Annotated in this window: 22 protein-coding genes; 12 read left to right on the forward strand and 10 right to left on the reverse strand. The window is 33.0% G+C overall.

The genetic code is table 11. The annotated features are described in order from the left end of the window. The first annotated feature begins 6 nt into the window (after positions 1 to 6). From NLG42_RS13145 to NLG42_RS13180, 8 genes are all read left to right on the forward strand, one after another. Complete coding sequence (locus tag NLG42_RS13145) at positions 7 to 2,394, forward strand: heavy metal translocating P-type ATPase (RefSeq protein ID WP_257681264.1); 2,388 nt, start codon at positions 7 to 9, stop codon at positions 2,392 to 2,394. A gap of 114 nt (positions 2,395 to 2,508) precedes the next feature. Continuing rightward, positions 2,509 to 2,700: a cbb3-type cytochrome oxidase assembly protein CcoS gene (gene ccoS, locus NLG42_RS13150; RefSeq protein ID WP_089052370.1), complete on the forward strand. Its 192-nt coding sequence runs from the start codon at positions 2,509 to 2,511 to the stop codon at positions 2,698 to 2,700. 2 nt (positions 2,701 to 2,702) lie between these two features. After that, the gene (gene ccoN / locus NLG42_RS13155; RefSeq protein WP_089058988.1) at positions 2,703 to 4,889 is read left to right on the forward strand and encodes a cytochrome-c oxidase, cbb3-type subunit I; all 2,187 of its coding nucleotides are present in this window, start codon (positions 2,703 to 2,705) and stop codon (positions 4,887 to 4,889) included. Between the two features lie 7 nt (positions 4,890 to 4,896). Next, on the forward strand, positions 4,897 to 5,085 hold the full coding sequence (locus tag NLG42_RS13160; protein WP_089052368.1) for a CcoQ/FixQ family Cbb3-type cytochrome c oxidase assembly chaperone: 189 nt from the start codon (positions 4,897 to 4,899) through the stop codon (positions 5,083 to 5,085). A 1-nt stretch (position 5,086) separates the two neighbouring features. Then, a complete protein-coding gene (locus tag NLG42_RS13165; RefSeq protein WP_257681265.1) occupies positions 5,087 to 6,025 on the forward strand; it encodes a cbb3-type cytochrome c oxidase N-terminal domain-containing protein in 939 nt (312 codons plus the stop codon). A gap of 11 nt (positions 6,026 to 6,036) precedes the next feature. After that, a complete protein-coding gene (gene ccoG / locus NLG42_RS13170; protein ID WP_257681266.1) occupies positions 6,037 to 7,455 on the forward strand; it encodes a cytochrome c oxidase accessory protein CcoG in 1,419 nt (472 codons plus the stop codon). Between the two features lie 15 nt (positions 7,456 to 7,470). After that, positions 7,471 to 7,920, forward strand: coding sequence for a FixH family protein (locus NLG42_RS13175; RefSeq protein ID WP_257681267.1), 450 nt, complete (start codon positions 7,471 to 7,473; stop codon positions 7,918 to 7,920). A gap of 7 nt (positions 7,921 to 7,927) precedes the next feature. After that, on the forward strand, positions 7,928 to 8,629 hold the full coding sequence (locus NLG42_RS13180; protein WP_099719746.1) for a sulfite exporter TauE/SafE family protein: 702 nt from the start codon (positions 7,928 to 7,930) through the stop codon (positions 8,627 to 8,629). A 40-nt stretch (positions 8,630 to 8,669) separates the two neighbouring features. Here NLG42_RS13180 and hemN read toward each other — a convergent pair whose 3' ends face one another. The 8 genes from hemN to prfB all read right to left on the reverse strand — a co-directional run bounded on the left by hemN (position 8,670) and on the right by prfB (position 16,492). Then, on the reverse strand, positions 8,670 to 10,034 hold the full coding sequence (gene hemN / locus NLG42_RS13185; RefSeq protein WP_257681268.1) for an oxygen-independent coproporphyrinogen III oxidase: 1,365 nt from the start codon (positions 10,032 to 10,034) through the stop codon (positions 8,670 to 8,672). Positions 10,035 to 10,160: 126 nt separating this feature from the next. Further along, positions 10,161 to 10,631: a hypothetical protein gene (locus NLG42_RS13190; protein ID WP_099719744.1), complete on the reverse strand. Its 471-nt coding sequence runs from the start codon at positions 10,629 to 10,631 to the stop codon at positions 10,161 to 10,163. A gap of 110 nt (positions 10,632 to 10,741) precedes the next feature. Next, the gene (locus NLG42_RS13195) at positions 10,742 to 11,089 is read right to left on the reverse strand and encodes a hypothetical protein (RefSeq protein WP_257681269.1); all 348 of its coding nucleotides are present in this window, start codon (positions 11,087 to 11,089) and stop codon (positions 10,742 to 10,744) included. Between the two features lie 119 nt (positions 11,090 to 11,208). Then, positions 11,209 to 11,631: a DoxX family protein gene (locus NLG42_RS13200; protein WP_089058980.1), complete on the reverse strand. Its 423-nt coding sequence runs from the start codon at positions 11,629 to 11,631 to the stop codon at positions 11,209 to 11,211. A gap of 120 nt (positions 11,632 to 11,751) precedes the next feature. After that, positions 11,752 to 13,380: an acyl-CoA carboxylase subunit beta gene (locus NLG42_RS13205; protein ID WP_257681270.1), complete on the reverse strand. Its 1,629-nt coding sequence runs from the start codon at positions 13,378 to 13,380 to the stop codon at positions 11,752 to 11,754. A gap of 166 nt (positions 13,381 to 13,546) precedes the next feature. After that, positions 13,547 to 14,545, reverse strand: coding sequence for a UDP-3-O-(3-hydroxymyristoyl)glucosamine N-acyltransferase (lpxD, locus tag NLG42_RS13210; RefSeq protein WP_089058978.1), 999 nt, complete (start codon positions 14,543 to 14,545; stop codon positions 13,547 to 13,549). 340 nt (positions 14,546 to 14,885) lie between these two features. Beyond that, positions 14,886 to 15,332, reverse strand: a complete 447-nt coding sequence (gene msrB / locus NLG42_RS13215) for a peptide-methionine (R)-S-oxide reductase MsrB (RefSeq protein ID WP_257681271.1) — start codon at positions 15,330 to 15,332, stop codon at positions 14,886 to 14,888. A 61-nt stretch (positions 15,333 to 15,393) separates the two neighbouring features. Next, positions 15,394 to 16,492, reverse strand: a protein-coding gene (prfB, locus tag NLG42_RS13220) for a peptide chain release factor 2 (RefSeq protein WP_123922200.1) whose coding sequence is annotated in 2 segments (ribosomal slippage) — positions 15,394 to 16,428 and positions 16,430 to 16,492 — 1,098 coding nt in all. Because the reading frame shifts where the segments join, the coding sequence is not laid out codon by codon here. Between the two features lie 382 nt (positions 16,493 to 16,874). Between prfB and NLG42_RS13225 the strand changes: the two genes are divergently transcribed. Further along, positions 16,875 to 17,894, forward strand: coding sequence for a threonine aldolase family protein (locus NLG42_RS13225; RefSeq protein WP_257681272.1), 1,020 nt, complete (start codon positions 16,875 to 16,877; stop codon positions 17,892 to 17,894). A gap of 181 nt (positions 17,895 to 18,075) precedes the next feature. Here NLG42_RS13225 and NLG42_RS13230 read toward each other — a convergent pair whose 3' ends face one another. Then, complete coding sequence (locus NLG42_RS13230; RefSeq protein WP_089052354.1) at positions 18,076 to 18,396, reverse strand: YbaB/EbfC family nucleoid-associated protein; 321 nt, start codon at positions 18,394 to 18,396, stop codon at positions 18,076 to 18,078. 149 nt (positions 18,397 to 18,545) lie between these two features. On the opposite strand from NLG42_RS13230, the gene NLG42_RS13235 reads away from it, so the two are divergent. The 3 genes from NLG42_RS13235 (at position 18,546) to NLG42_RS13245 (ending at position 22,998) form a co-directional block, all read left to right on the forward strand. Beyond that, positions 18,546 to 20,606 (forward strand): S9 family peptidase, encoded by a 2,061-nt coding sequence (locus NLG42_RS13235; protein WP_257681273.1) that lies wholly within the window; start codon positions 18,546 to 18,548, stop codon positions 20,604 to 20,606. A 72-nt stretch (positions 20,607 to 20,678) separates the two neighbouring features. Beyond that, the gene (locus tag NLG42_RS13240; RefSeq protein WP_089058973.1) at positions 20,679 to 21,719 is read left to right on the forward strand and encodes a cysteate synthase; all 1,041 of its coding nucleotides are present in this window, start codon (positions 20,679 to 20,681) and stop codon (positions 21,717 to 21,719) included. A gap of 370 nt (positions 21,720 to 22,089) precedes the next feature. Further along, entirely contained in the window at positions 22,090 to 22,998 is a 909-nt protein-coding gene (locus tag NLG42_RS13245) for a LamG-like jellyroll fold domain-containing protein (RefSeq protein ID WP_257681274.1), read from the forward strand. A 302-nt stretch (positions 22,999 to 23,300) separates the two neighbouring features. Here the strand turns inward: NLG42_RS13245 and NLG42_RS13250 are convergent, their stop codons facing one another. After that, positions 23,301 to 23,777, reverse strand: a complete 477-nt coding sequence (locus NLG42_RS13250) for a hypothetical protein (protein ID WP_257681275.1) — start codon at positions 23,775 to 23,777, stop codon at positions 23,301 to 23,303. Between the last annotated feature and the right edge of the window lie 439 nt (positions 23,778 to 24,216).

The raw sequence follows: 24,216 nt of genomic DNA on the forward strand, positions 1-24,216 counted from the left end.
CAAATTATGATTGAGCAGAGTTGTTTTCATTGCGGATTAACTATTCCTAAAAATGAAGAAATCAATTTTGATGAAAAAAAGTTTTGTTGCACCGGTTGTAAAACGGTTTATGAAATTTTCAGTTTTCATGATTTGACCTGTTATTACGATTTTCAAAAATCACCGGGAGCCACACCGCAAGATATTCAGGGAAAATATGATTTTTTAGATAATGAAGCAATCCTTTCAAAAGTTTTAGAATTTCAGGAAGGAAATACCGCTATAGTTTCATTAAGTATTCCGCACATTCATTGCAGTTCATGTATTTGGATTCTAGAAAATCTTAACCGTCTTGAAACGGGAATAAGTACTTCGCAGGTTAATTTTCCAGAGAAAAAAGTTCGAATTACCTTCAATTCAGACGTGGTTTCACTAAAATCAATAGCTTATTTATTAAGTTCAATTGGTTATGAACCTTATATAAGTTTAGAAAATTACGAAACAGGAAAAAACAATGTTGACAGAAGTTTGACGTATAAACTGGGTGTTGCCTTTTTTTGTTTCGGAAATATTATGCTTCTTTCATTTCCTGAGTACTTTGAAATAAAAGAGTTTTGGCTGGATAATTATAAACCATTTTTTAGGATATTGATTTTTGTTTTGGCACTGCCAAGTTTCTTATATTCTGCAAGTGGTTATTACGTTTCAGCTTATAAAAGCATAAAATCAAAAATGCTTAATATAGATATTCCAATTGCTTTAGGAATCATCGTAATGTTCATTCGCAGCACTTTTGATATGGTGATGAATTATGGTCCTGGCTTTTTTGATAGTCTAACAGGGTTAGTATTCTTTATGCTCCTTGGAAAAATGTTTCAAATTAAAACGTATAGCTTTTTAAGTTTTGAACGTGATTTTAAATCTTATTTCCCTATTGCAGTTACTCGTATAAATCCTGATTCATCAGAAGAAAGCGTTCCTATTTATGATGTTTTAAAAGGAAATCGTTTGTTGATACGAAATCAAGAGTTAATTCCTGTTGATGGAATTTTAATAAGCGAAAAGGCTGAGATTGACTATAGTTTTGTAACAGGAGAAGCAGATCCTATTATTAAGAAGTCTGGAGATAAAGTATTTGCCGGTGGAAAACAGATTGGAAAAGTCATTGAAATGGAAGTACTGCAATCTGTTTCACAAAGTTATTTAACGCAATTATGGAGTAATGAGATATTTCAGAAAAAAGTACTTCAAAAGCATAAAACGATTACCGATGCAATAAGTCGTTATTTTACTCCTATTTTATTATTGATAGCCTTTGCAGGTTTCAGTTATTGGATTTTTATAGATGCAACTACAGCATTTAATGTTTTTACGGCGGTTTTAATCGTTGCCTGTCCTTGTGCGCTTGCGTTAACTGCACCATTTACTTTTGGTAATATACTGCGTATAATGGGGAAACAAAAAATGTACTTGAAAAATGCATTGGTTATTGAGCAATTAGCAAAAGTTGATACTATAGTTTTTGATAAAACAGGAACTATTACGACCAATAAAAAGTCTAATATTTTATATGAAGGAAAAGAGATTTCGAAAGAAAATTATATCCTGATAAAAAACGTTCTTCGTGGTTCAAACCACCCTTTAAGCCGTATGCTGTATGATTTTTTACCTGATGAGGATCGCATTAAAATTGACGAATTTACGGAGATAACAGGAAAAGGAATTTTGGCAGAAGTTAATAATCGAACAATAAAAATCGGGTCAGCTTCTTTTGTAGGAAATCCAAGTTTAAATACGTCAGAAATAGAACGAACTGCACTGCATATAAAGATTGATGATTTGTATTACGGACAGTTTGTGTTTCAAAATAAGTATAGGGAAGGTTTGGAGAAACTTTTTGCAACACTCAGCAGGGATTATAATATAAAAGTCCTTTCGGGAGATAATGATGGTGAAAGAGCTAATCTAGAAGCTATTTTACCTAAAAACACAGAATTGGTTTTTAATCAAAAACCAGAACAAAAACTTGATTTCATTAAAAAACTGCAAGATGCAGGAAAGAATGTTATGATGGTTGGTGATGGACTGAATGATGCTGGAGCATTAGCGCAAAGTAATGTAGGAGTATCAGTTTCCGAGAATGTCAATGTTTTTTCTCCAGCTTGTGATGCTATTTTGGATGCAGGAGAGTTTTATAGATTAGATTATTTTTTAAAACTGTCGCATAAATCCATATTAATCATCAAAATGAGTTTTGGATTGTCGCTGTTGTATAACATAGTCGGGCTCTCATTTGCTGTAACAGGAAATTTACTACCTTTAGTTGCAGCCATTATAATGCCATTGAGTACAATTACAATTGTCAGCTTTGTAACTGTCATGTCTAACTATTTCAGCAAGAGTAGTTTAGAATGATTTTAAATAATTCAAAGAGTAAATTTTATAAATTTAACATTATTCTTTGATTATGATAATTATCATATTTTACACGCAGGTAACCTATTAATTTTGTTAACATAAATTTACGGTATGAGTGTTATTTATCTATTAATTTCAGTAAGTATTTTCGTAGCAATATGTTTCTTTATTGCTTTCATCGCAGCGGTCAAATCTGGGCAGTATGATGACGATTATACGCCTTCGGTCAGAATACTTTTTGACGACGAAACCAAAATTACTTCCCAAAATAATAATTCACCAATAGAAGAAAAACAAGTATAATTATGGAAATGGAACAGTTTTATTACGACAACAAAATTGTAAAAAAATTCATTTACGCCACCATCCTTTTTGGAGTAGTGGGTATGTTAGTGGGGCTGACCTTAGCGGTCATGTACCTTTTTCCCAATTTGACAGATGGGATATCGTGGTTAAGTTATGGTCGTTTAAGACCGTTGCACACCAACGCCGTTATCTTTGCATTTGTTGGAAATGCCTTTTTTGCGGGGATGTATTATTCCATGCAAAGATTGCTTAAAGCCAGAATGTTTAGTGACTTTTTAAGTAACTTACATTTTTGGGGCTGGCAGTTAATTATCGTAGCCGCCGCAATTACATTGCCATTAGGCTATACTTCTTCAAAAGAATATGCTGAGCTTGAGTGGCCTATAGATATTGCCATAGCGCTTATTTGGGTAGTAATGGGGATCAATATGATAGGTACAATGCTGCGACGCAGGGAACGTCACTTATATGTAGCTATTTGGTTTTACTTGGCTACGTTTGTAACTGTTGCAGTTCTTCATATTTTTAACAATATTGAAATTCCAGTTTCAGCATTAAAAAGTTATTCAGTTTATGCTGGAGTACAAGATGCTTTGGTACAATGGTGGTACGGTCACAATGCAGTTGCATTTTTCTTGACAACTCCATTTTTAGGATTAATGTATTATTTCGTGCCTAAAGTAGCAAATCGTCCAGTTTACTCTTATAGACTGTCAATTATTCACTTTTGGTCTTTAATCTTTATTTATATCTGGGCAGGACCGCACCATTTATTATATTCAGCATTACCTAACTGGGCTCAAAATTTAGGTGTTGCATTCTCTGTAATGTTAATTGCTCCATCATGGGGAGGTATGATCAACGGATTGTTAACATTAAGAGGAGCGTGGGACAAAGTTCGTGAAGAACCAGTTTTAAAATTCTTTGTTGTAGCTATTACAGGTTATGGTATGGCGACTTTTGAAGGACCAATGTTATCTCTTAAAAATGTAAATGCTATCGCGCATTACACGGACTGGATCGTTGCTCACGTACACGTAGGTGCATTAGCATGGAATGGATTTATGTCTTTTGGTATCATTTATTGGTTGATTCCTCGAATGACAAAATCAGATTTATTCTCTAAGAAATTAGCAAACTTCCATTTCTGGATCGGTACATTAGGTATTATAGTATATACAATTCCATTATACGTAGCAGGTTTTCAACAAGCTTCAATGTGGAAACAGTTTAATCCAGATGGTACATTAACGTATGGAAACTTTCTTGAAACAGTAACTGCAATTATGCCAATGTATTGGATGAGAGCAATTGGAGGAAGTTTATATTTGATAGGTATGTTGACTTTGGTTTACAATATCATTATGACTGTAAAAGCTGGGCAGACAATTGAAGATGAATTGGCTCAAGCTCCAGCCTTGCAAAAAATCAGCAGCGGAAGACTTAATGGAGAAAAATTCCATTCTTGGTTAGAAAGAAAACCAATTCAATTAACCATTTTAGCTACAATAGCAATTTTAATTGGAGGGATTATTCAAATTGTACCAACCATTATGGTAAAATCTAATATACCAACAATTTCAAGTGTAAAACCATATACACCGTTAGAACTTGAAGGACGTGATTTGTATATCAGAGAAGGTTGTGTAGGTTGTCACTCACAATCAGTTCGACCATTTAGAAGTGAAGTTGAGCGTTATGGAGTACAATCAAAAGCAGGAGAATTTGTTTATGATCATCCGTTCTTATGGGGATCAAAACGTACAGGTCCAGATTTATTAAGAGTTGGTGGTAAGTATAATGATAACTGGCACTTTAATCATATGTGGAATCCGCAAAGTACATCTGCAGGATCGATAATGCCAGGTTATAAGTGGTTGTTTGATAATGAGCCAATGGACATTTCATTAACTCAGAAGAAAATGAAAGCAATGATTTCACTTGGTGTACCTTACACTGAAGAAGAAGTTGCAAATGCACAAAGAACTTTAAGAGATCAGGCAGTTAAAATTGAAAAAAGCTTAGAAAGTGATCCTGATTTTGTAAAAAGTTATGAAGACAGCAGAAAAAAAGCAGAAGCTAAAGGCGAGAAATTTATTCCTATGAATGAAAGAGAAATCGTTGCTTTGATTGCTTACATTCAAAGACTTGGTACTGATATTAAAGTAAAAGAAACTTCTAAATAACAGCATTATGTTTGAACAAATAAAACACAATATGGAAACGATATCGGGTATAGAAATTTACCCGATTCTTTCTCTCTTGATTTTCTTTTTCTTTTTCGTAGGATTAGGCTTTTGGGTATTTTCTTACAAGAAAGATAAAATTCAAGAAATGAGCCAAATACCTTTAGAGGATAATTTAATTTCAAAAGATAGATAAAATGAAAAAGTTTTTCCCAGTATATGTTAGAGTACCGTTGATTTTTTTCATCGTTTTTGCTTTGATGGAGTATTTTATAGATTCAGGTGATAAACCGGCATTTATTAAATATCCAATGGTATCTGTCTTTTTGTTTGTATTTCTATTTATTTTGATTGCAATCGAAATTACGCTTAGCGCAGTAAATCGTGTTATGTATCAATTAATGTCTCCCGAAGAAAAGGCAAAAGCTGAGTATGAAAACAGTTTGAGTCTTCAAGAGAGTACTTGGTACAAAGACTTAATGCATAAACTTACTAAGACAGTGCCAATGTCTAAAGAGGCTGATTTATTGCTGGATCATGATTATGACGGTATTAAAGAACTTGATAATAATTTACCGCCATGGTGGGTTTATTTATTCTATATCTGTATCATTTTTGGTGTAATCTATGTAGTTCGTTATGATGTTTTAGGAGCTGATGATCAGGAAATGGAGCTTAAAAAAGCAATGGCTCAGGCAAAAATTGATGTCGAAGAATATATGAAAACTGCTCCAGATTTGATGGATGAGAAAACAGTTGTTTTACTTACCGATGCACCAAGTTTAGATGCAGGAAAAGAAATATTTACAACTAATTGTGCAGCTTGCCATAGAGCAGATGGAGGAGGACAAATTGGTCCAAACTTAACAGATGATCATTGGATTTTAGGAGGCGGAATCAAAGAAATATTCCATACTATTACAAATGGAGGTCGTGATGGTAAAGGGATGATCGCTTGGAAAGGAACCCTTAAACCGAAAGAAATTCAAAAGGTTGCCAGCTACATTTTATCATTGCAGGGAAGTAATCCAAAAGACCCAAAAGAAGCCGAAGGTGAAGTATGGGCAGGAGAAGGTGCTCCTAAAGCAGATACTGCAGCAAACACACCAAAAGATACCACAGAAGTTAAAAAATAATTTAGAATATCATGTCAAATTTACCAGACGAAGCTTTTAGAGATACCATTGGAACTATAGATGAAGGCGGTAACAGGAAATTTATATTCCCTAAGAAACCGTCTGGTAAATTTTATAACTACAGAAAAATAGTCAGTTACATTTTACTGACTATTTTAATTGTTAATCCGTTTATCAAAGTAAACGGAAACCAATTTATGATGTTCAACATACTTGAACGTCGTTTTAATATTTTCGGATTTCCCTTTTGGCCCCAGGATTTCTACCTTTTCGTTATTTCAATACTTGTCGGCGTTGTATTTGTTATTTTGTTTACAGTTGTTTTTGGACGGATTTTTTGTGGATGGATATGTCCTCAAACCATTTTTTTAGAAATGGTATTTCGCCGAATCGAGTATTGGATTGACGGAGATCGCGGTGCACAGTCTCGTTTAGCAAGGATGGAGTGGAACGCAGAGAAAATTAGAAAAAGAGCTGTTAAATGGACAATTTTCTTTTTAATATCCTTTGGTATAGCAAATGTATTTCTTGCTTATTTAGTTGGCAGCGACGCCTTATTTTTAATGGTTGAGCAAGGACCTGTTAAACAAGCAAGTAATTTTATTGCACTTCTTATTTTTACCGGAGTTTTTTATTTCGTTTTTGTTTGGTTTCGTGAACAGGTATGTATTATTGCTTGTCCTTACGGACGATTACAAGGTGTTTTATTAGATAATAAATCAATAAACGTCGCATATGACTTTGTACGTGGTGAAAAAGAAAAAGGCAGAGCTAAGTTTAATAAAAAAGAAGATAGAGCACTGACAGGAAAAGGCGATTGTATTGATTGTCTTCAATGCGTGCATGTCTGCCCAATGGGAATTGATATTAGAAATGGAACACAACTAGAATGTACAAACTGTACAGCTTGTATAGATGAGTGTGATCACATTATGGAAAGTGTAGGATTACCAAAAGGACTTATTCGTTATGCTTCTGAAGATGAAATCGCTAAAAAAGAGCCTTTTAAGTTTACCGCAAGAATGAAAGGCTACACAGCTGTATTGTTCATTTTATTGAGTATTTTTGTTGGAATGCTGTTTTTAAGAACAAATGTTCAGGCAGTTGTTTTACGTTTACCTGGTCAGCTTTTTCAACATAAAGGAGATAAAATCAGTAATGTTTATACCTACAAGATTGTTAACAAAACAATGAAAGATTACAATGATATTCATTTTGAGTTAATAGATCAAAAAGGAGAAATTAGAAACGTAGGAAAACAACATTTTAAAGTTCCAAAAGAAGGAATTTCGCAAGGAACACTATTTATTGAAATAAATGAAGTATTGTTAGAAAGTGACAAAACCAAAGTAAAAATTGGTGTCTATAATGGTACCGAATTACTTGAAACAACGAATACAAATTTCTTAGGACCAAGAAGTTTTAATTAAATAAACACAAGTATCATGAAAATTAATTGGGGAACTGGAATTGTCATTGCATTTGCATTGTTTATGACATTTATTTTATATTTTGTTTTCGAAGTACAATCAAATAGTAAATATGATAATGATTTGGTTGTTGAAGAGTATTATAAGCATGATACTCGTTTTCAGGAAGAAATGGCAAGAATTCAAAATGCACATGATTTACAACATAAACCATCAATCAAATATAGTCAAGAAGGTGTGCAAGTTACTTTTCCTGCTGACTTTGAAGGAAGTAGAGTAAAAGGAAATGTTTTATTGTATAGACCTTCAAATAAGAAATTTGATTTTGATACTCAAATTGCTTTAACAAATTCGTCATTACTGATTCCACAGAAAAAATTAATAAAAGGACGTTGGGATGTTAATATGGAGTGGCAGTACGAAGGAAAAAAATACTTGACAAAAGAAGTTATCTACGTAAATTAATTATAAAATGTTATTTTCTGCTCTAATATTTGGCCTTATAAGCAGTCTGCATTGTGTTGGAATGTGCGGACCAATAGCTATGATGCTTCCAGTAGACCATAATAACGAAACCAAGAAGGCGGCTCAGATTATTACCTATCATTTAGGCCGATTATCTGCTTATGCGTCAATTGGATTGATTTTCGGACTATTAGGGAGAGGTTTTTTCCTTGCCGGAATGCAGCAAAATATGTCAATTTTTATTGGCGTTGCCATGATTTTAATTGTTCTAATTCCCGAAAAAGTATTTGCTAAGTATAATTTTTCGAAACCAGTATATAAAATTATTTCAAATATAAAATCGAGCCTGGGAAGCCAGTTTAAAAAGAAAAGTTACAAGTCTCTTTTTACAATTGGTTTATTAAATGGCTTTTTACCATGCGGAATGGTTTATGTTGCCTTGTTTGGTGCAATTGCCATGCAGAGCGCAGGACTTGGTGTGTTGTATATGCTTTTGTATGGATTAGGAACTATTCCTTTAATGACAGTTGTAGTATATATTAATTCATTGCTTAAATTACCTTTTAGAAACAAAATTCAAAAAGCAATTCCTTATGTTGCAGTAATAATTGGAGTGTTGTTTATTTTGAGAGGTTTAGGATTAGGAATTCCTTATTTATCTCCTTCTAATATGAATTTGTTTGTTCAAGCAACTCCAAATTGTCATTAAAACTTCGACTATTAAATTGTCTTTAAATTTTGACCGTTTTTTAAACTGTCATTGAGAATAAATTAGTCTCAGGAGATTTTCTTTTTAAATGCAAATCAAAAGCCATACAAATATTACGAACAAATGGTCTTCCAGCTTCTGTAATTTTTAGTTTATTTTCTTCAATTACAATTAGTTTGTCTTTCGCAATTTCTTCAAGATCTAATAATACTGACGGTAATTCTTTAAAGTACAGTGATTCATTACTCCAAGAAGTTTCAAGATCGCAAGTAAGATTTAAGATGTGTTTTCTAATGATTAAATCTTCCTCGTCTAAAATATGCCCTTTTACAATTGGCAGTTGATCTTCTCTTAAAATTCTATAATATTCTTCAAGACTCTTCGTGTTTTGAGCAAAACTATACCAGCTGTCGCTGATAGATGAAACACCTAAACCAATCATAAGCTGCGTTTTAGAAGCGCTGTACCCCATAAAGTTTCGATGCATTTTTTTATTATGCGCGGCATGATATAAACTGTCAGAAGACAAAGCAAAGTGATCCATGCCAATTTCATGATAACCGTTGGCAGAAAGCAATTGTTTTCCTGTTTCGTATAGTTTTCTTTTTTCAGCGTCCTTAGGAAGGTTTTCTTCATTAAAGCCGCGTTGTCCGTTTCCTTTTATCCAAGGCACATGAGCATAGCTGTAAAACGCTAAGCGGTCAGGTTTTAATGAATTTGTTTTTTCGACAGTATCAATAACATCTTCAACAGTTTGAAAAGGCAAGCCGAAGATAATATCGTGCCCGATAGATTTATAACCAATTTCTTTTGCCCAAAAAGTAACTTTTGCTACATTATGAAAAGGTTGTATACGATGTATTGCTTTTTGTACTTTTTCGGCATAATCTTGAACACCAAAACTAACTCGGCGGAAGCCTAAATCATATAGTTTTTTTAATTGTTCGTAAGTAGTATTATTAGGATGTCCTTCAAAGCTAAATTCATAATTATCGGCTTTATCGGCTAATTTAAAAATACCATTAATTAAATGTTCTAAATTTTCGGTAGAAAAAAAAGTTGGAGTACCGCCGCCTAAATGAATTTCCTTTATGGAAGGTTTTTCAGGAAGTAACTCACAATATAATCTCCATTCTTTTAAGATTGCACTTATGTATATTTCCTCTACAGAATGATTTTTTGTGATTCTTTTATTGCAGCCACAAAAGGTACACATGCTTTCGCAGAATGGCAGATGCAGGTATAAACTAATTCCGTTTTGTGAATTACTCTCCGAGAAGGACTTTTGAAAAGACGACTTCCATTGCTCTACAGTGAAGGCAGACTCGTTCCAGTATGGAACAGTTGGATAACTTGTATATCTTGGGCCTGGTACATTGTATTTTTGGGTTAGTGAAATTTCCATAAGACAAATTTATTTTCCCCCAAAGTTAGTTATTGATGTTAAGATGTAAAATGACAAATGTCATGTATGGATCAAAAAAAAAGAGACTCATAATGAGCCTCTTTTTACTGAATTAAACAACTAACATTAAATAGAATCCTGAATGATTTTAAGCCATTTTTTCGCAAACATATGATCTTGGTATACACTTATCTGTTTGATGCGGTCATCATCAAAATCATAGAATGGGATTGTAATTTTTTTAGAAGTTTCTTTATCCTGAAATTCAAAATCAATCTTCACTATAGTATCTGAATTGCCTTCAGTAGTTAAAACTAATTTGCAAGATGATACACTTTTTAAGTCTACAAATATCGATTCCTGCTGATTAGGATTGAAATTCATTAAAATGAATTTTCTGTTTTTTTGATCTATTGTAAGTGTTTTGTTGTTTTGTGATTCTGTTAAATCAAAATCTTCAGGATGTGTTGGATTAAACTTCTTTTTTATGTTTAAAATTTTTGATTTGTTTGCAGCGCTTGATCGTGCTGAAAAATATATTGGTACGGCAACTATGATCGCAATCACAACGCCAATTATCGTAATACTTGTGTCCATTTCTTTTTAAATTTGATAAATACATGAAATTATAAACGGTTTTTCGGAAAGAAAAACGGCTTAAGAGTGTGAGAAGAAAATATAATCTTCCTTAAAGTTTCATAGGTATACTACCAAAAAAAATGGAAAGGGTAGAGCATTATTAAGATTTTATTGCTCTGAGTAGAAAATTGATTGACAAAGTTTGAAGCTGTTTTTTCAATTCTATATTGCGGAATAGTAAGCAATAAAGAATCAAACCACTTTATTACGCCAGAATTGGTGTGCTTAATGTTTGCAGCCAATTGATAACCTGCCTGTGGTTGAATAAATGCAGATGAATCTGGTGTTTCTTTACCGAAATTGGTATCCGTTTTTTGAGTTTCGATTTTTTGTACCACAGAGCCTTCTGCTTGAGCAGCAAAAACTCCAATAATTAAGAGTGATATAAAAAATACAATTTTACGAATCCAATTCATGCGGGCGAAATTAGTTCATAAAATACAATAAAAGAAATTTAGAGTGCTAATTACTTCTTAAAAAATGTTTTATTAAATTATCCTCAATTTATTTTGATTAAATTGAGGATAATAAAACATTATTGCTGCATTTTAAAATAATAGTCAGCAGAGTGTTTTCCACCGCCATAAAACAAGAAAAATATGCAGAGTAACAATACGATGATTGCTAAAGCTAAGCTTTCAGAATGCATGTGCCCCATGAAATTGATAAGTACAGCTCCAAATAGTATTGGTAATTGAGCCGCGATTGCCCAGCGGGTCAGCAGTCCAAAAAAGATCATTATGCCTCCAATCATGTGAGCCGGTGCGATATAATGCAAAAGAAACATTCCGCCTCCGAATCGATCTATTGGAGAAATCAAATCATGCAAATACTGAACGTTGGTTACAAAAGAAACCCCTTTCATAAATAAGAAAACCCCCAATATTATGCGTACTAAATCTACTGGTAAATAAGTATGCGAATTTGCCCACTTATTTAAGCTTTTTACATTTTCCATGATACAACGAGATTAAAAATTATACACTAAGTTACTAATTTTTAATGATATATTTAATTTAAGTATCTGGAAATAAGTTTTTTGATATTATTTTAACACGTTTGAAAAGAGGTCCATAATTTAAACCTGAATTACTCCCAAGTTAAATGGTTTTTGAATAGGAGCATGGTTTGCAGCTTCGATTCCCATAGAAATCCATTTACGTGTGTCCAATGGATCAATTATAGCATCCGTCCATAATCTAGATGCAGCATAATAAGGAGAAGTTTGTTCGTCGTAACGAGCTTTTATTTTATTAAAAAGTTCAGTTTCTTTTTCTTCGTTGATAATTTCTCCTTTAGCTTTAAGTGAAGAAGCTTCAATTTGCGCTAAAACTTTTGCGGCTTGAGTCCCGCCCATAACAGCAAGCTCAGCGCTTGGCCACGCAAAAATTAATCTCGGGTCATAAGCTTTACCGCACATTGCATAGTTTCCTGCTCCATAAGAGTTCCCTACAATTACCGTGAACTTAGGTACAACCGAATTACTTACGGCATTGACCATTTTAGCTCCGTCTTTAATAATTCCGCCATGTTCAGATTTTGATCCAACCATAAAACCAGTAACGTCTTGCAGAAATACTAAAGGAATTTTCTTTTGATTACAATTGGCAATAAATCGGGTTGCTTTGTCGGCACTGTCAGAATAGATAACGCCGCCAAACTGCATTTCGCCTTTTTTTGTTTTAACTACTTTTCGTTGATTAGCAACAATCCCTACAGCCCAGCCATCAATTCTAGCGTATCCAGTAATTAAGGATTGACCATAACCATCTTTGTAAGCTTCAAATTCTGAATTATCAACGAGACGATTAATTATTTCCATCATATCATACTGCTCATTTCGGGCTTTTGGCAGAATTCCGTAGATATCAGTAGGTTCTAATGCTGGTTTTTCGGCTTTGATTCGACTATAACCTGCTTTGTCAAAATCACCAATTTTATCGACTATATTTTTAATCTTGTCCAGAGCATCTTTGTCATCTTTTGCTTTATAATCGGTCACGCCCGAAATCTCGCAATGTGTTGTTGCTCCGCCCAAAGTTTCATTGTCAATTGTTTCTCCAATAGCTGCTTTTACTAAATAACTTCCAGCAAGGAAAATACTACCGGTTTTATCTACAATTAAGGCCTCATCGCTCATAATTGGAAGGTATGCTCCGCCTGCAACACAACTGCCCATTACAGCCGCGATTTGGGTAATACCCATGCTGCTCATTTGTGCGTTATTTCTAAAAATTCGGCCAAAATGTTCTTTATCTGGAAAAATTTCATCTTGAAGCGGTAAATAAACACCTGCACTGTCAACTAAATAAATAATAGGAAGTTTGTTCTCGATAGCAATTTCCTGCGCTCGCAGATTTTTTTTTGCAGTTATAGGAAACCAAGCTCCTGCTTTTACAGTGGCATCATTTGCAACAACGATACATTGTTTGCCTTTTACATAGCCAATTTTAACAACTACACCACCAGAAGGACATCCGCCATGTTCTTTGTACATTCCTTCGCCTGCAAAACCACCAACTTCAATACTATTTGAATTTTCATCCAATAAATAAGTGATTCGCTCACGAGCCGTCATTTTTCCTTCGGCATGTAATTTTTCAATTCGTTTTTCACCGCCGCCTAGTTTTACTTTGGCAAATTTTTGTTTTAATTCAGAAAGGAGTAGTTTATTATGATCTTCGTTTTTATTGAAGTTTAAATCCATGATATAGTATTGATTTTATAAAATAGTGTTGGCTAATTTACAAAATCAATTGAAATAAACAGAGTATTTCAAATTTGTCTGAACTTTAATTTTAGAGGATTTTATTTTCTTAAATAAAAAAGCAGAAGCGGCCGGCTTCTGCTTTTTCTATAGCTGTTAAATTGTATTATTTTTTCGGATTGCAAGCCATTCTTTTTAGTGTTGCCCATTGTTTTAAAGCATCACGAGCTTCAACTGCTGGATAGCCTAACATTGTTTTTCCTGCAGGAACATCACCTATAACACCAGATCCTGCACCAATAACAGCACCGTCACCAATTGTCGTGTGGTCTTTTATAGAGGCGCTTCCGCCAATAATAACTCCGTTTCCTAAAGTTACTGATCCAGCTAAGCCGCTGTTTCCAGCCATAATACAAAATTTACCTAATTTACTATTATGCCCAATTTGAACTAAATTATCAATCTTACACCCATCGCCTAAAATTGTAGAGCTGAATTTCCCACGATCGACGCAAGAGTTTGCTCCAATTTCAACTCCGTTTCCTATAATAACATTTCCAATTTGCGGAATTTTAACTAAACCTTTTTCAGAACATGGACGAAACCCAAAACCGTCGGCTCCAATTGTAGCATTTGGATGAATAATGCAATCGTTACCAATATGGCAGCGCTCGCGAACTACAGATCCTGACCAAACAACAGTATTTTTTCCAATTGTACATTCGTCTAAAATTGTCACATTCGGATATAAAGTTGCATTTGCTCCTATTACAACCTTTGGACCAATATAACATCCAGCACCAATTTTAGCACCTTCTCCAATTATTGCAGTTTCATCTACAGTTGCAGTTTTGTGAATGTTTGTATGAAATATTGGAGCAGGAGGAGCGAAAAGATTTAGAATTTGAGACATTGCTAAATCAGCATTTTTTACTTTTATAAAAGCACGATTTTCTCCTGGTTCAATCGAAATGTCTTCGTTAACTACAGCGATTGAAGCATTTGATGCTGACCAATATTTTTCATATTTTTTGTTTCCTATAAACGAAATTTCAGAAGTGGTGGCTTTTTCTAATTGCTCGGTTGCGGTTATGCTTTGTGAAGTTGTGCCGTAGATTACACCATTTATTACTTCATTAATTTCTTGAATAGAATAGGATTTCATTGATAAGTTTAATTGACTAAGGGTTTATTTTTTGCCAAATAAAATGAAATAGATTTTAATTACCTAATAAAATTTTCAAGTTTTTTGATAAAAGTTTATAATAATAGTTTAAATATTACAAAATTAACATTTTACCTATTAATTTAATGAATGTATTCTAATTTTGCATGCTGATTTTTCTAGTGTTATTGATATTTGAATAATTATATATTGCAAAATATACAATCGTAAAGAGAATCATTTTATTGATAGGTAGTGACTTACATTTTTAATGTTAATTATTGTTTTGGCATTAAAATCAAAAAAGCGATTTCTTTTTTGAGTAAGAAATCGCTTTTTGTTAGTCTTTAATTTTAGAGAGTGAAATTGCATTGATGCAATATCGCAAGCCGCTTGGTTGTGGTCCGTCTGGAAAAACATGTCCTAAATGTGCGTCGCATACATTACAGACAACCTCAACACGAATCATTCCGTATGATTTGTCTGTATTATAAGCAATTGCATTTTCTTTTATTGGCTGTGTAAATGATGGCCAGCCCGTTCCTGATTCAAATTTTTCGGAAGCATCAAAAAGTAAAGTGCCACAGCATTTGCACTCATAAATTCCAGGATCGAATAAACTGCAAAGCTCAGAACTAAAAGATCTTTCAGTTCCTTTTAAGCGAGTTACCTGAAACTCCTCAGGAGTTAAAAGCTGTTTCCATTCGTCTGCTGTTTTTTCAACTCTTTTTTCAGGAGCTGGATTTCCTTTATTTGTAAAATGAATTACATCTGCCCATTTTATCATGATTTTTTCTTTTTAGTTTAAAGTTTACTGCAAACTGAAACTTAACACTGACCACTTTTGACTATTCTTCTTCTTTTTGTCCCATCATCATTAAAAATGCTTTTAAGAAAGGGTCAATATTTCCGTTCATAACGCCGTCAACATCGCTGGTTTCGTAACCGGTACGAACATCTTTTACTAATTTATAAGGCTGCATTACGTAATTACGAATTTGTGAGCCCCATTCGATTTTCATTTTTCCAGCTTCAATATCAGCACGTTGTGCTTGTTGTTTTTTTAATTCAATTTCGTATAACTGAGAACGAAGCATTTGCATAGCGCGCTGTCTGTTATCTTGTTGAGATCTTGTTTCGGAACACTGAATTTGGATTCCGGTTGGTTTGTGTACTAATTGAACTTTTGTTTCAACTTTATTCACATTTTGTCCTCCGGCACCACTCGAACGAGAAGTTGTAATCTCAATATCAGCAGGATTAATATCAATTTCGATACTGTCATCAACCAATGGATAAACATATACAGAAGCAAATGAGGTGTGACGTTTTGCATTGCTGTCAAAAGGAGAAATTCTTACCAAACGATGTACGCCGTTTTCTCCTTTTAAATACCCAAATGAATAGTCGCCTTCAAACTCTAAAGTAACCGTTTTGATTCCTGCAACATCGCCAGCTTGAAAGTTAAGCTCTTTTATTTTATAGCCATAACTTTCTCCCCACATCATATACATACGCATTAACATTCCTGCCCAATCACAGCTTTCGGTTCCACCGGCTCCAGCGGTGATTTGAAGAACAGCGCTTAAGCTGTCGCCTTCATCAGAAAGCATGTTTTTGAATTCGATGTTTTCTATATGCGATTGTGTAATGTTGTATTGTTCGTCAAGTTCCTCTGCAGAAAGCTCGCCTTCTTTATAGAAATCATACGCCAGCTGTAATTCCTCTGTAAGTGAAACAGCTTTGTCATAATCTTCAATCCATTTTTTCTTGTTTCGAAGATTCTTTACAATATTTTCTGCTTCCTTAGGATTGTTCCAGAAATCTGGAGCAAAAGTCTTTTCTTCTTCGTTTGCAATTTCGATTAGCTTGGCATCGACGTCAAAGATACCTCCTCAACGCACCAAGGCGCTCCACAATACCTTTTACTTGTTCGGCTGTTGTCATAAATTAATAAGTGTTTTTTTGTTTGTTTTTTGCAGTTATTACGTTTGTACTGTTTTAAAAATTCACAACGTAATTTCCTTGTACAAAAATAAGATATAGTTTTTAGAATTTGCATTAAATCATCAAGGATAATACAGGTAAATAGCGTTTGTCTTAGAATGACTTGTTTAGACTTTATAATGATGTGTTGTGGACGAAGCAAAAACTTTTAAAAATAACAGATTTTTTTTTGAATTATTAAGGTCTGAATTATATGTTTTTTATAAATATTACGTTAATTTGGTTCTATAGTTATTAGGCAAGTTAAAATTTATTAAAACTTGCGATCAAAAACTAACAGTAATACGTAATTTTGCTGTCCAAAAAAAAGATATAGTTTTATATGGAAATAAATTTAATTAGCGATACCATAACTAAACCTACACACGAGATGCTGCAGTATATGTTTAACGCTCATGTTGGCGATGATGTATACAAACAGGATCCTACGGTTATCGAATTAGAAACAAGAGTGGCTGAGTTTTTTGGTATGGAAGCTGGACTTTTTTTTCCGTCAGGAACTATGGCAAACCAAACAGCAATAAAACTACATACGCAGCCGGGTGAGCAGTTAATTGCTGATAAATATGCGCATGTTTATCATTATGAAGGAGGAGGAGTTTCTTTTAACAGCGGAGTTTCCTGCTGTTTATTAGATGGTCATCGCGGAATGATAAATGCGAGACAGGTTGCTGCGGCGATCAATGATCCTGAATTTTATCACAGTCCTTTAACAAGTTTAGTTTGCGTAGAAAATACGACAAATAAAGGCGGTGGTGCTTGTTATGAATTAGAAGATCTAAGAGAAATAAAAAAAGTCTGTGATGCAAATAATTTAAAATTCCATTTAGATGGAGCTAGGATTTGGAATGCATTAGTAGCAAAAAGACAAAATCCAAAAGAATTTGGGGCGATTTTCGATACTATATCAGTTTGTTTGTCAAAAGGATTAGGAGCACCAATTGGTTCTGTTTTGCTTGGAAGCAAAGCTGATATTTATAGAGCGTTGAGAATCAGAAAGATATTGGGTGGAGGAATGCGTCAAGTTGGTTATTTGGCAGCTGCAGGATTGTATGCTTTGGCAAATAATATTGAACGCTTGGCAGAAGATCATAGAAGAGCTAAAGAAATTGGGGCTATTTTAAGTACAAAATCATGGGTTGCTTCAGTGGAGCCTGTAGAAACTAATATTTTGATTTTTTCTTTAGCAGAAGGATACAGCGATCAGCTTTTGATTGAAAAATTAAAACAAAAAAATATTATAATAAGCTCTCTAGGACACAATAAATTACGAATTGTAACGCATTTAGATTATAAAGAGGTTATGCATAGTTATGTAGTGGAAATGCTTTCGAAAATTTAGTTTTTTTTAAAGGTTCAAAGTTGCAAAGGCCCAAAGATTCAGAGGTTTTCTTTGCTTTATGTACAAAACTTCAATTCTTTAAACAAAAAAAAAGACGCATTGCGTCTTTTTTTGTTTAACCTTTATTCTCTAAGCCTTTGCTGCTTTGAATCTTTGCAACTTTGAACCTTTTAAAAAAAAACTATTTAAAAAGATTATCCATTCCTGGAATCATTGGCATATCCATTTTTGCAACAGCATCCAATTCTCTTTCGTTAACGCTTGTTGCTTTTTCAATTGCTTTGTTTAAGGTTACAATTAAATAGTCTTCAAGCTGTTCTTTGTCTTCTAATAAAGAATCGTCTATAGAGATTGTTTTTATTTTTCTATTGGCAGTTAATGTTACTTTTAATAATCCATCAGCGCTTTGTTCGTCAATTAAAACAGTATCTAGGCGTTTCTTTGTATCTTCAATTTTTTGCTGGGTTTCTTTAAGTTTTCCCATCATTCCCATTAAATCCATTTTTTGTTGATTTTTAAATTATTTCATACAAAATTAGTATATTGCTTTATGATTACAATAGAATATTTTATGAAAAAATTAATTCCCGTTCTGTTCTGTTTGTAGTATTTTTGCCTTTCCGTATTTAAAAACTAATGCTTAATTAAATAATGCAAAACGATATATTGGCTCCAAAGGCTAAAGAAATTCCAAAAACATTAAAGAAACATAAAGAATCTAGGATAGATAATTATTTTTGGCTGAACGATCGCGAGAACCCAGAAGTTATCGATTATTTGAATAAAGAGAATGAATTTTATCAAGAAATGACCGCTCATACAAAAGACTTGCAAGAGTCATTGTATGAAGAAATGAAAGGGAGAATTAAAGAAGATGATTCATCGGTTCCTTATTTTTATAACGGATATTTTTATATTACAAGATTTGAAACAGGTCAGGATTATCCAATATTCGCCAGAAAAAAAGGCAGTCTATCAGCAGATGAAGAAATTTTATTCAACTGTAATGAATTAGCAAAAGGGCATGCTTATTTTAAATTGGGAGGTTTAAGTATAAGTCCAGATAATAAATTTGTCACTTTTGGAGTTGACATTGTTGGAAGAAGGATTTACACGATTCAAATCAAAAACCTTGAAACAGGAGAAATATTATCAGATAAAATCGAAAATGCTACTGGAGGATCTGTTTGGGCAAATGATAATAAGACGATTTTTTATACCAGACAAGACGAAGTTACTTTAAGAGCAGATAAAATTTTTAGACATAAATTAAATACAGATTCTAAAAATGATGTTTTGGTTTATGATGAAGTTGATGATACTTTTAATGTTTCGGTAAGTAAAGAAAAATCAAGAAAGTACATTGTAATAAGTTCTGGAAGTACTTTGACGACTGAATATAGAATTTTGAAATCAGATAATCCTGATGGTGAATTTGAAGTTTTTCAGCCTCGTGTTCGTGGATTAGAATATAGTATTTCGCACTACGAAGATTCCTTTTATATCTTGACGAATAAAGATAAGGCGACTAATTTTAAATTAATGAAAACGCCTGAAAATAAAACAGGAAAGAAAAACTGGGTAGATCTTATTCCGCATCGCGAAGATGTTTTATTAGAAGATATTGAAATTTTTAAAAACTTTTTAGTTGTAGAAGAACGCTCAAATGGTTTGAATCATATCCGAATTATGCCTTGGGGTGATGATCAGGATTATTATCTGCCATTCGGAAGCGAAACTTACAATGCTTATACCACAACTAATATTGATTTTGATACAGATGTTTTGCGATACAGCTATCAATCGCTTGCAACGCCATCGTCTGTAATTGATTTTAATATGAAAACCAAAACCAAAGAGATCTTAAAAGAGCAACAGGTTTTAGGAGGTAAATTTGATAAAGAAAATTATATCGAAGAACGTGTTTGGGCAACTGCAAGAGATGGTGTAAAAGTGCCGATTTCGATGATTTATAGAAAGGGATTAGAGAAAAATGGAAAAAATCCGTTGTTATTGTACTCGTATGGCTCTTACGGAATTACAATGGATACTTATTTTTCGTCTACAAGACTTTCTTTGTTAGACCGCGGTTTTGTTTATGCGATCGCGCATATTAGAGGTGGAGAAGACTTAGGAAGACAATGGTATGAAGATGGAAAACTGTTAAAAAAGAAAAATACCTTTACAGATTTCATCGATTGCTCTAAATTTGTAATTAACGAAAACTATACATCTCCTGAACATTTATATGCTGAAGGAGGATCTGCAGGAGGACTTTTAATGGGAGTTGTTGTTAATGAAGCTCCAGAATTATACAACGGAGTTATTGCTCAGGTACCTTTTGTAGATGTCATTACAACGATGCTGGATGACAGTATTCCGCTTACAACCGGAGAATATGACGAATGGGGAAACCCAAATAATAAAAAGTATTACGATTATATGTTGTCGTACTCACCGTATGATAATGTAAAAGCGCAAAACTATCCTAATATGTATGTATCAACGGGATTGTACGATTCTCAGGTACAATATTGGGAACCGGCCAAATGGGTGGCTAAATTGAGAGATTTAAAAACAAATAATAATTTTTTGTTTTTAGATACCAATATGGATGCTGGTCATGGCGGGGCTTCAGGGCGTTTTGAGGCTTTGAGAGACTTAGCAAAGGAATTTAGTTTTTTATTAGATTTAGAAAAAATTAAAAGCTAATTAAAAATTTTTTGTTAAATTTGCAACCTATCGAGGTTATTTTAAAATACCACCTCGATTAACTATTTTTTTATGAAAGAAGAAATAAACGCTTATAATAATGTTTTAGAGTTAATAGGTAATACCCCTCTTATTAAGCTAAATAAAATCACCGAAGAGTTAGAAGGAAATTTCTACGCAAAGGTAGAAGCTTTTAATCCAGGTCATTCCTCAAAAGATAGAATAGCGTTATATATTATCGAAGAAGCCGAGAAAAAGGGAATTTTATCACCAGGTGATACTATTATCGAAACTACATCAGGTAACACAGGTTTTAGTTTGGCAATGGTAAGCATTATAAAAGGTTACAATTGTATTTTGGCCGTAAGTTCAAAATCATCCAAAGATAAGATTGACATGTTGAGGAGTTTAGGAGCTAAAGTATATGTTTGCCCTGCTCACGTTTCTGCAGACGATGAAAGATCATATTACAACGTAGCTAAACGACTTCACGAGGAAACTAAAGGTTCGGTTTATATCAATCAATATTTTAATCAATTAAATATTGATGCCCACTACAACACTACAGGTCCTGAAATTTGGGAACAAACAAAAGGAAAAATTACACATCTTATTGCTTGCAGCGGAACTGGAGGAACAATTTCTGGAACAGCAAAATTCTTAAAAGAGCAAAATCCGAATATTAGAATTTTAGGTGTTGATGCTTTTGGATCAGTATTGAAAAAATATCACGAAACAAAAGAGTTTGATAACAAAGAAATTTATCCATACCGTATTGAAGGTTTAGGGAAAAATTTAATTCCATCAGCAACAGATTTTGATATCATCGATAAATTCATGAAAGTGACCGATGAGGAGAGTGCGCACTCAGCTAGAGAGATCACTCGAAAAGAAGGTTTGTTTGTTGGTTATACTTCGGGAGCGGTAATGCAGGCTATTAAACAATATGCAGAAGAAGGTGAGTTTACAAAAGACAGCAATATTATAGCAATTTTTCCAGATCATGGTTCACGCTATATGAGTAAAGTGTTCAGTGATGACTGGATGAACGAACAAGGTTTCTTTGATAGTGTTAATGAAGAAGAAGCTCAAAAAATTGAATTTGTAAAGTAGATAGCTGCTTTTTTAGATATTAGAACTCCATTCGTATTTGCGAATGGAGTTTTTTTATGGAACTGTTTTACTGTAATCTTAGGATTGAGCTTAAATTCAGGTTTTTTATATTGCTGATATTTTGGTTTCAAATAAGAATATCGTATTTATACGTAAGAAATTTTTATTTTAATTGTGAGATGTTTAAAAATTTAATATAATAACATGTAGTATAAATAATTCCAATTGTTGGTTAAAAATCATCAATTTTGGTTATTTGAACGATTATTTAGGTTAGTTGTCGGATAAATTTCAGCTCAAAAACATAATAATCTAGTTTAGCAGTGTTAAAATGACACAATGTTTTTTTTAATCCCTAAATCTACATATCATGAAAAAATTACTACTCTCATTTTTGTTTGTAAGTTATTTGAATGCTACTGCTCAAAACCCAATTCAGGAGTTTAATTTCAATGGAACTTTAAATAATACAGCAAATACAACTTCTTTTATCGGAACAAATAATTTTGTTGCTGATAGAGCAGGAGTTGCTGCAAGTGCACAAAGATTAAATGGCAAGGCTATGGAAGCTGTTATTGATAATCTGCCAATGGCAAATAATGCAAGAACAGTAAGTATTTGGGTTAAGTTTAATGATATAGCTTCGGCGAATTATATTTGGGGCTACGGTACAGCTTACAATGCGCAGTATTGCGGATTATTACAGCAAGGTACCTCATCATCAAATTCAGATTTAAGTTTAGCTGGCTGGGGTGCTTCAAATGATGTTATTGTTTCAACCACTTTAAGCAAGGATATATGGTATCAATATGCAATAACGTATGATGGCACAGCTTCTAAAATATATAGAAACGGAGAATTATTGAAATCGTTAAGCGGTATAACACGCTCAACCAAAGGAAATATTTTTAGATTAGGAGAAGTGAATACAACGGTTGGAATTAATGCTGATATCGACGATTTAAAGATCTATGATACAGCTTTGACAGATCAACAGGTTGCGGCTCTTTATAATAGCTCTAAAGCAGTTGCTGTGGCTATAGCGGCAACGGTGACAAAACCGGCAGTTCTTAAATCTAAAGTAAATACAAAACCTGCAGCATCAGGTTCTATAATAACGAATAGTGATGTAAATGCAGGAACAAAAAATATTGAAGTGTTTTCGCAAGGACAGAAAGTGTTAGGAAGTACCAGTTCACTGAATGTTAATGATCTTCCGGAGGGAACTTATCTGCTGAAAATTACAAATTCACCAGCCAAGAAAATTACTTCAAAATAAGGCATTACGTTATTTTTAAAATAGTTAGTTAGTTTTTTATATTTTTAGTAGCACTCAGGTTTTGGAATAGTAAAAAAGCCTTCTGAATTTTCAGAAGGCTTTTTGCTTTTTAGCTTATTACGCTTAGAACCACAAATAAGATTACCAGAATGATTACGGCATATCTTGTATATTTTGATGTTTGCATGATTGTTTCGTTTTTAAATTATTTCACTTTTGAGAAAAACAAATATAATAGTTTTTTTGATTATGGGTTTCTTTTTTGATATTTTGAGATGACGGTATAATATGTTAAAATAGATCTAAGTCGTGGGTTTATGCTTTTCTTCTTTTCGCCTTATGTTTAAATAACAAAATAGTGCCGGCAGTATTGCAATCATAAATAATGGAGTAGCCCAATATTGACGCATTTCATATGAAAAAGGACTATTGATTACATTATTCTGTCTTCTATAAAGGATTTTATCTTTTACCGTATTAATTCTCCAAATCGGAATCTGGCTTGTGTTTAAACTTCCACTTTCAATAATATTTATTGGTATTGTGATTCCGCTTTTTAGTTTATCAGATTTGCAATAACCATAAAACACCCACGAAGTTTTGTTGCTCCCGCTATTTGACGGAGGTATTTTTTCATTTACTACCAGTATGTCTTTAGAGTAATTTTTCTCGGGATTCAACGATGCATAAAAGATTTTAGTTTTTGAGAAATCATTTATTGCTTCTATTCCAATTATTGATAATCCCAAAAATATAAGAATTAAACAAAGTGTTTTCATTAGGTTAATAGTGTTTTATTGGTGTTGCTTTATCTATTTGTTAGTGTTATTCAATAAATTTATTTAGTTTTCAGAATACAAAATATAATGATTTTACTCGATTATGGATTTCTTTTAAAAATTAAATAAATTATTGAAAATATAGCAAATAAAAAGAAAAAAGGTTCTAAGAAATATTTTAAGTCTAATTTTTTTTTGGTTTACGTGTTTTCGCATTAATTATATAAAAAAAAAAACTCCAGATTTCTCTGGAGTTCAATTTTATAATATAAAAAGAAAAGACTACGCAATCCGGAAAGCTTTAGGGACTGACTTTGCATCATTTAAATATAAATCTACTTTAAGAAAACCGAAATTTTATACAGTCTGAGACTTTAAATGTTAAGTGCTTTTGATATGTAAACATTTAAGTAGTAAAAAAATAGTGTTAAAATATTAA

Source organism: Flavobacterium plurextorum (assembly GCF_024638035.1).
Lineage (GTDB): Bacteria > Bacteroidota > Bacteroidia > Flavobacteriales > Flavobacteriaceae > Flavobacterium > Flavobacterium plurextorum.

What these genes read in the sequence shown, in the direction of transcription:
- hemN (WP_257681268.1), bottom strand. Translation starts at nt 10,034, where the DNA reads ATGGAAATTTCACTAACCCAAAAATACAATGTACCAGGCCCAAGATAT.
- ccoN (WP_089058988.1), top strand. Translation starts at nt 2,703, where the DNA reads ATGGAAATGGAACAGTTTTATTACGACAACAAAATTGTAAAAAAATTC.
- lpxD (WP_089058978.1), bottom strand. Translation starts at nt 14,545, where the DNA reads ATGAAATCCTATTCTATTCAAGAAATTAATGAAGTAATAAATGGTGTA.
- NLG42_RS13165 (WP_257681265.1), top strand. Translation starts at nt 5,087, where the DNA reads ATGAAAAAGTTTTTCCCAGTATATGTTAGAGTACCGTTGATTTTTTTC.
- ccoG (WP_257681266.1), top strand. Translation starts at nt 6,037, where the DNA reads ATGTCAAATTTACCAGACGAAGCTTTTAGAGATACCATTGGAACTATA.
- NLG42_RS13175 (WP_257681267.1), top strand. Translation starts at nt 7,471, where the DNA reads ATGAAAATTAATTGGGGAACTGGAATTGTCATTGCATTTGCATTGTTT.
- NLG42_RS13180 (WP_099719746.1), top strand. Translation starts at nt 7,928, where the DNA reads ATGTTATTTTCTGCTCTAATATTTGGCCTTATAAGCAGTCTGCATTGT.
- msrB (WP_257681271.1), bottom strand. Translation starts at nt 15,332, where the DNA reads ATGATAAAATGGGCAGATGTAATTCATTTTACAAATAAAGGAAATCCA.
- NLG42_RS13195 (WP_257681269.1), bottom strand. Translation starts at nt 11,089, where the DNA reads ATGAATTGGATTCGTAAAATTGTATTTTTTATATCACTCTTAATTATT.
- NLG42_RS13200 (WP_089058980.1), bottom strand. Translation starts at nt 11,631, where the DNA reads ATGGAAAATGTAAAAAGCTTAAATAAGTGGGCAAATTCGCATACTTAT.
- NLG42_RS13190 (WP_099719744.1), bottom strand. Translation starts at nt 10,631, where the DNA reads ATGGACACAAGTATTACGATAATTGGCGTTGTGATTGCGATCATAGTT.
- NLG42_RS13240 (WP_089058973.1), top strand. Translation starts at nt 20,679, where the DNA reads ATGAAAGAAGAAATAAACGCTTATAATAATGTTTTAGAGTTAATAGGT.
- ccoS (WP_089052370.1), top strand. Translation starts at nt 2,509, where the DNA reads ATGAGTGTTATTTATCTATTAATTTCAGTAAGTATTTTCGTAGCAATA.
- NLG42_RS13225 (WP_257681272.1), top strand. Translation starts at nt 16,875, where the DNA reads ATGGAAATAAATTTAATTAGCGATACCATAACTAAACCTACACACGAG.
- NLG42_RS13160 (WP_089052368.1), top strand. Translation starts at nt 4,897, where the DNA reads ATGTTTGAACAAATAAAACACAATATGGAAACGATATCGGGTATAGAA.
- NLG42_RS13235 (WP_257681273.1), top strand. Translation starts at nt 18,546, where the DNA reads ATGCAAAACGATATATTGGCTCCAAAGGCTAAAGAAATTCCAAAAACA.
- NLG42_RS13245 (WP_257681274.1), top strand. Translation starts at nt 22,090, where the DNA reads ATGAAAAAATTACTACTCTCATTTTTGTTTGTAAGTTATTTGAATGCT.
- NLG42_RS13145 (WP_257681264.1), top strand. Translation starts at nt 7, where the DNA reads ATGATTGAGCAGAGTTGTTTTCATTGCGGATTAACTATTCCTAAAAAT.
- NLG42_RS13250 (WP_257681275.1), bottom strand. Translation starts at nt 23,777, where the DNA reads ATGAAAACACTTTGTTTAATTCTTATATTTTTGGGATTATCAATAATT.
- NLG42_RS13230 (WP_089052354.1), bottom strand. Translation starts at nt 18,396, where the DNA reads ATGGATTTAATGGGAATGATGGGAAAACTTAAAGAAACCCAGCAAAAA.
- NLG42_RS13205 (WP_257681270.1), bottom strand. Translation starts at nt 13,380, where the DNA reads ATGGATTTAAACTTCAATAAAAACGAAGATCATAATAAACTACTCCTT.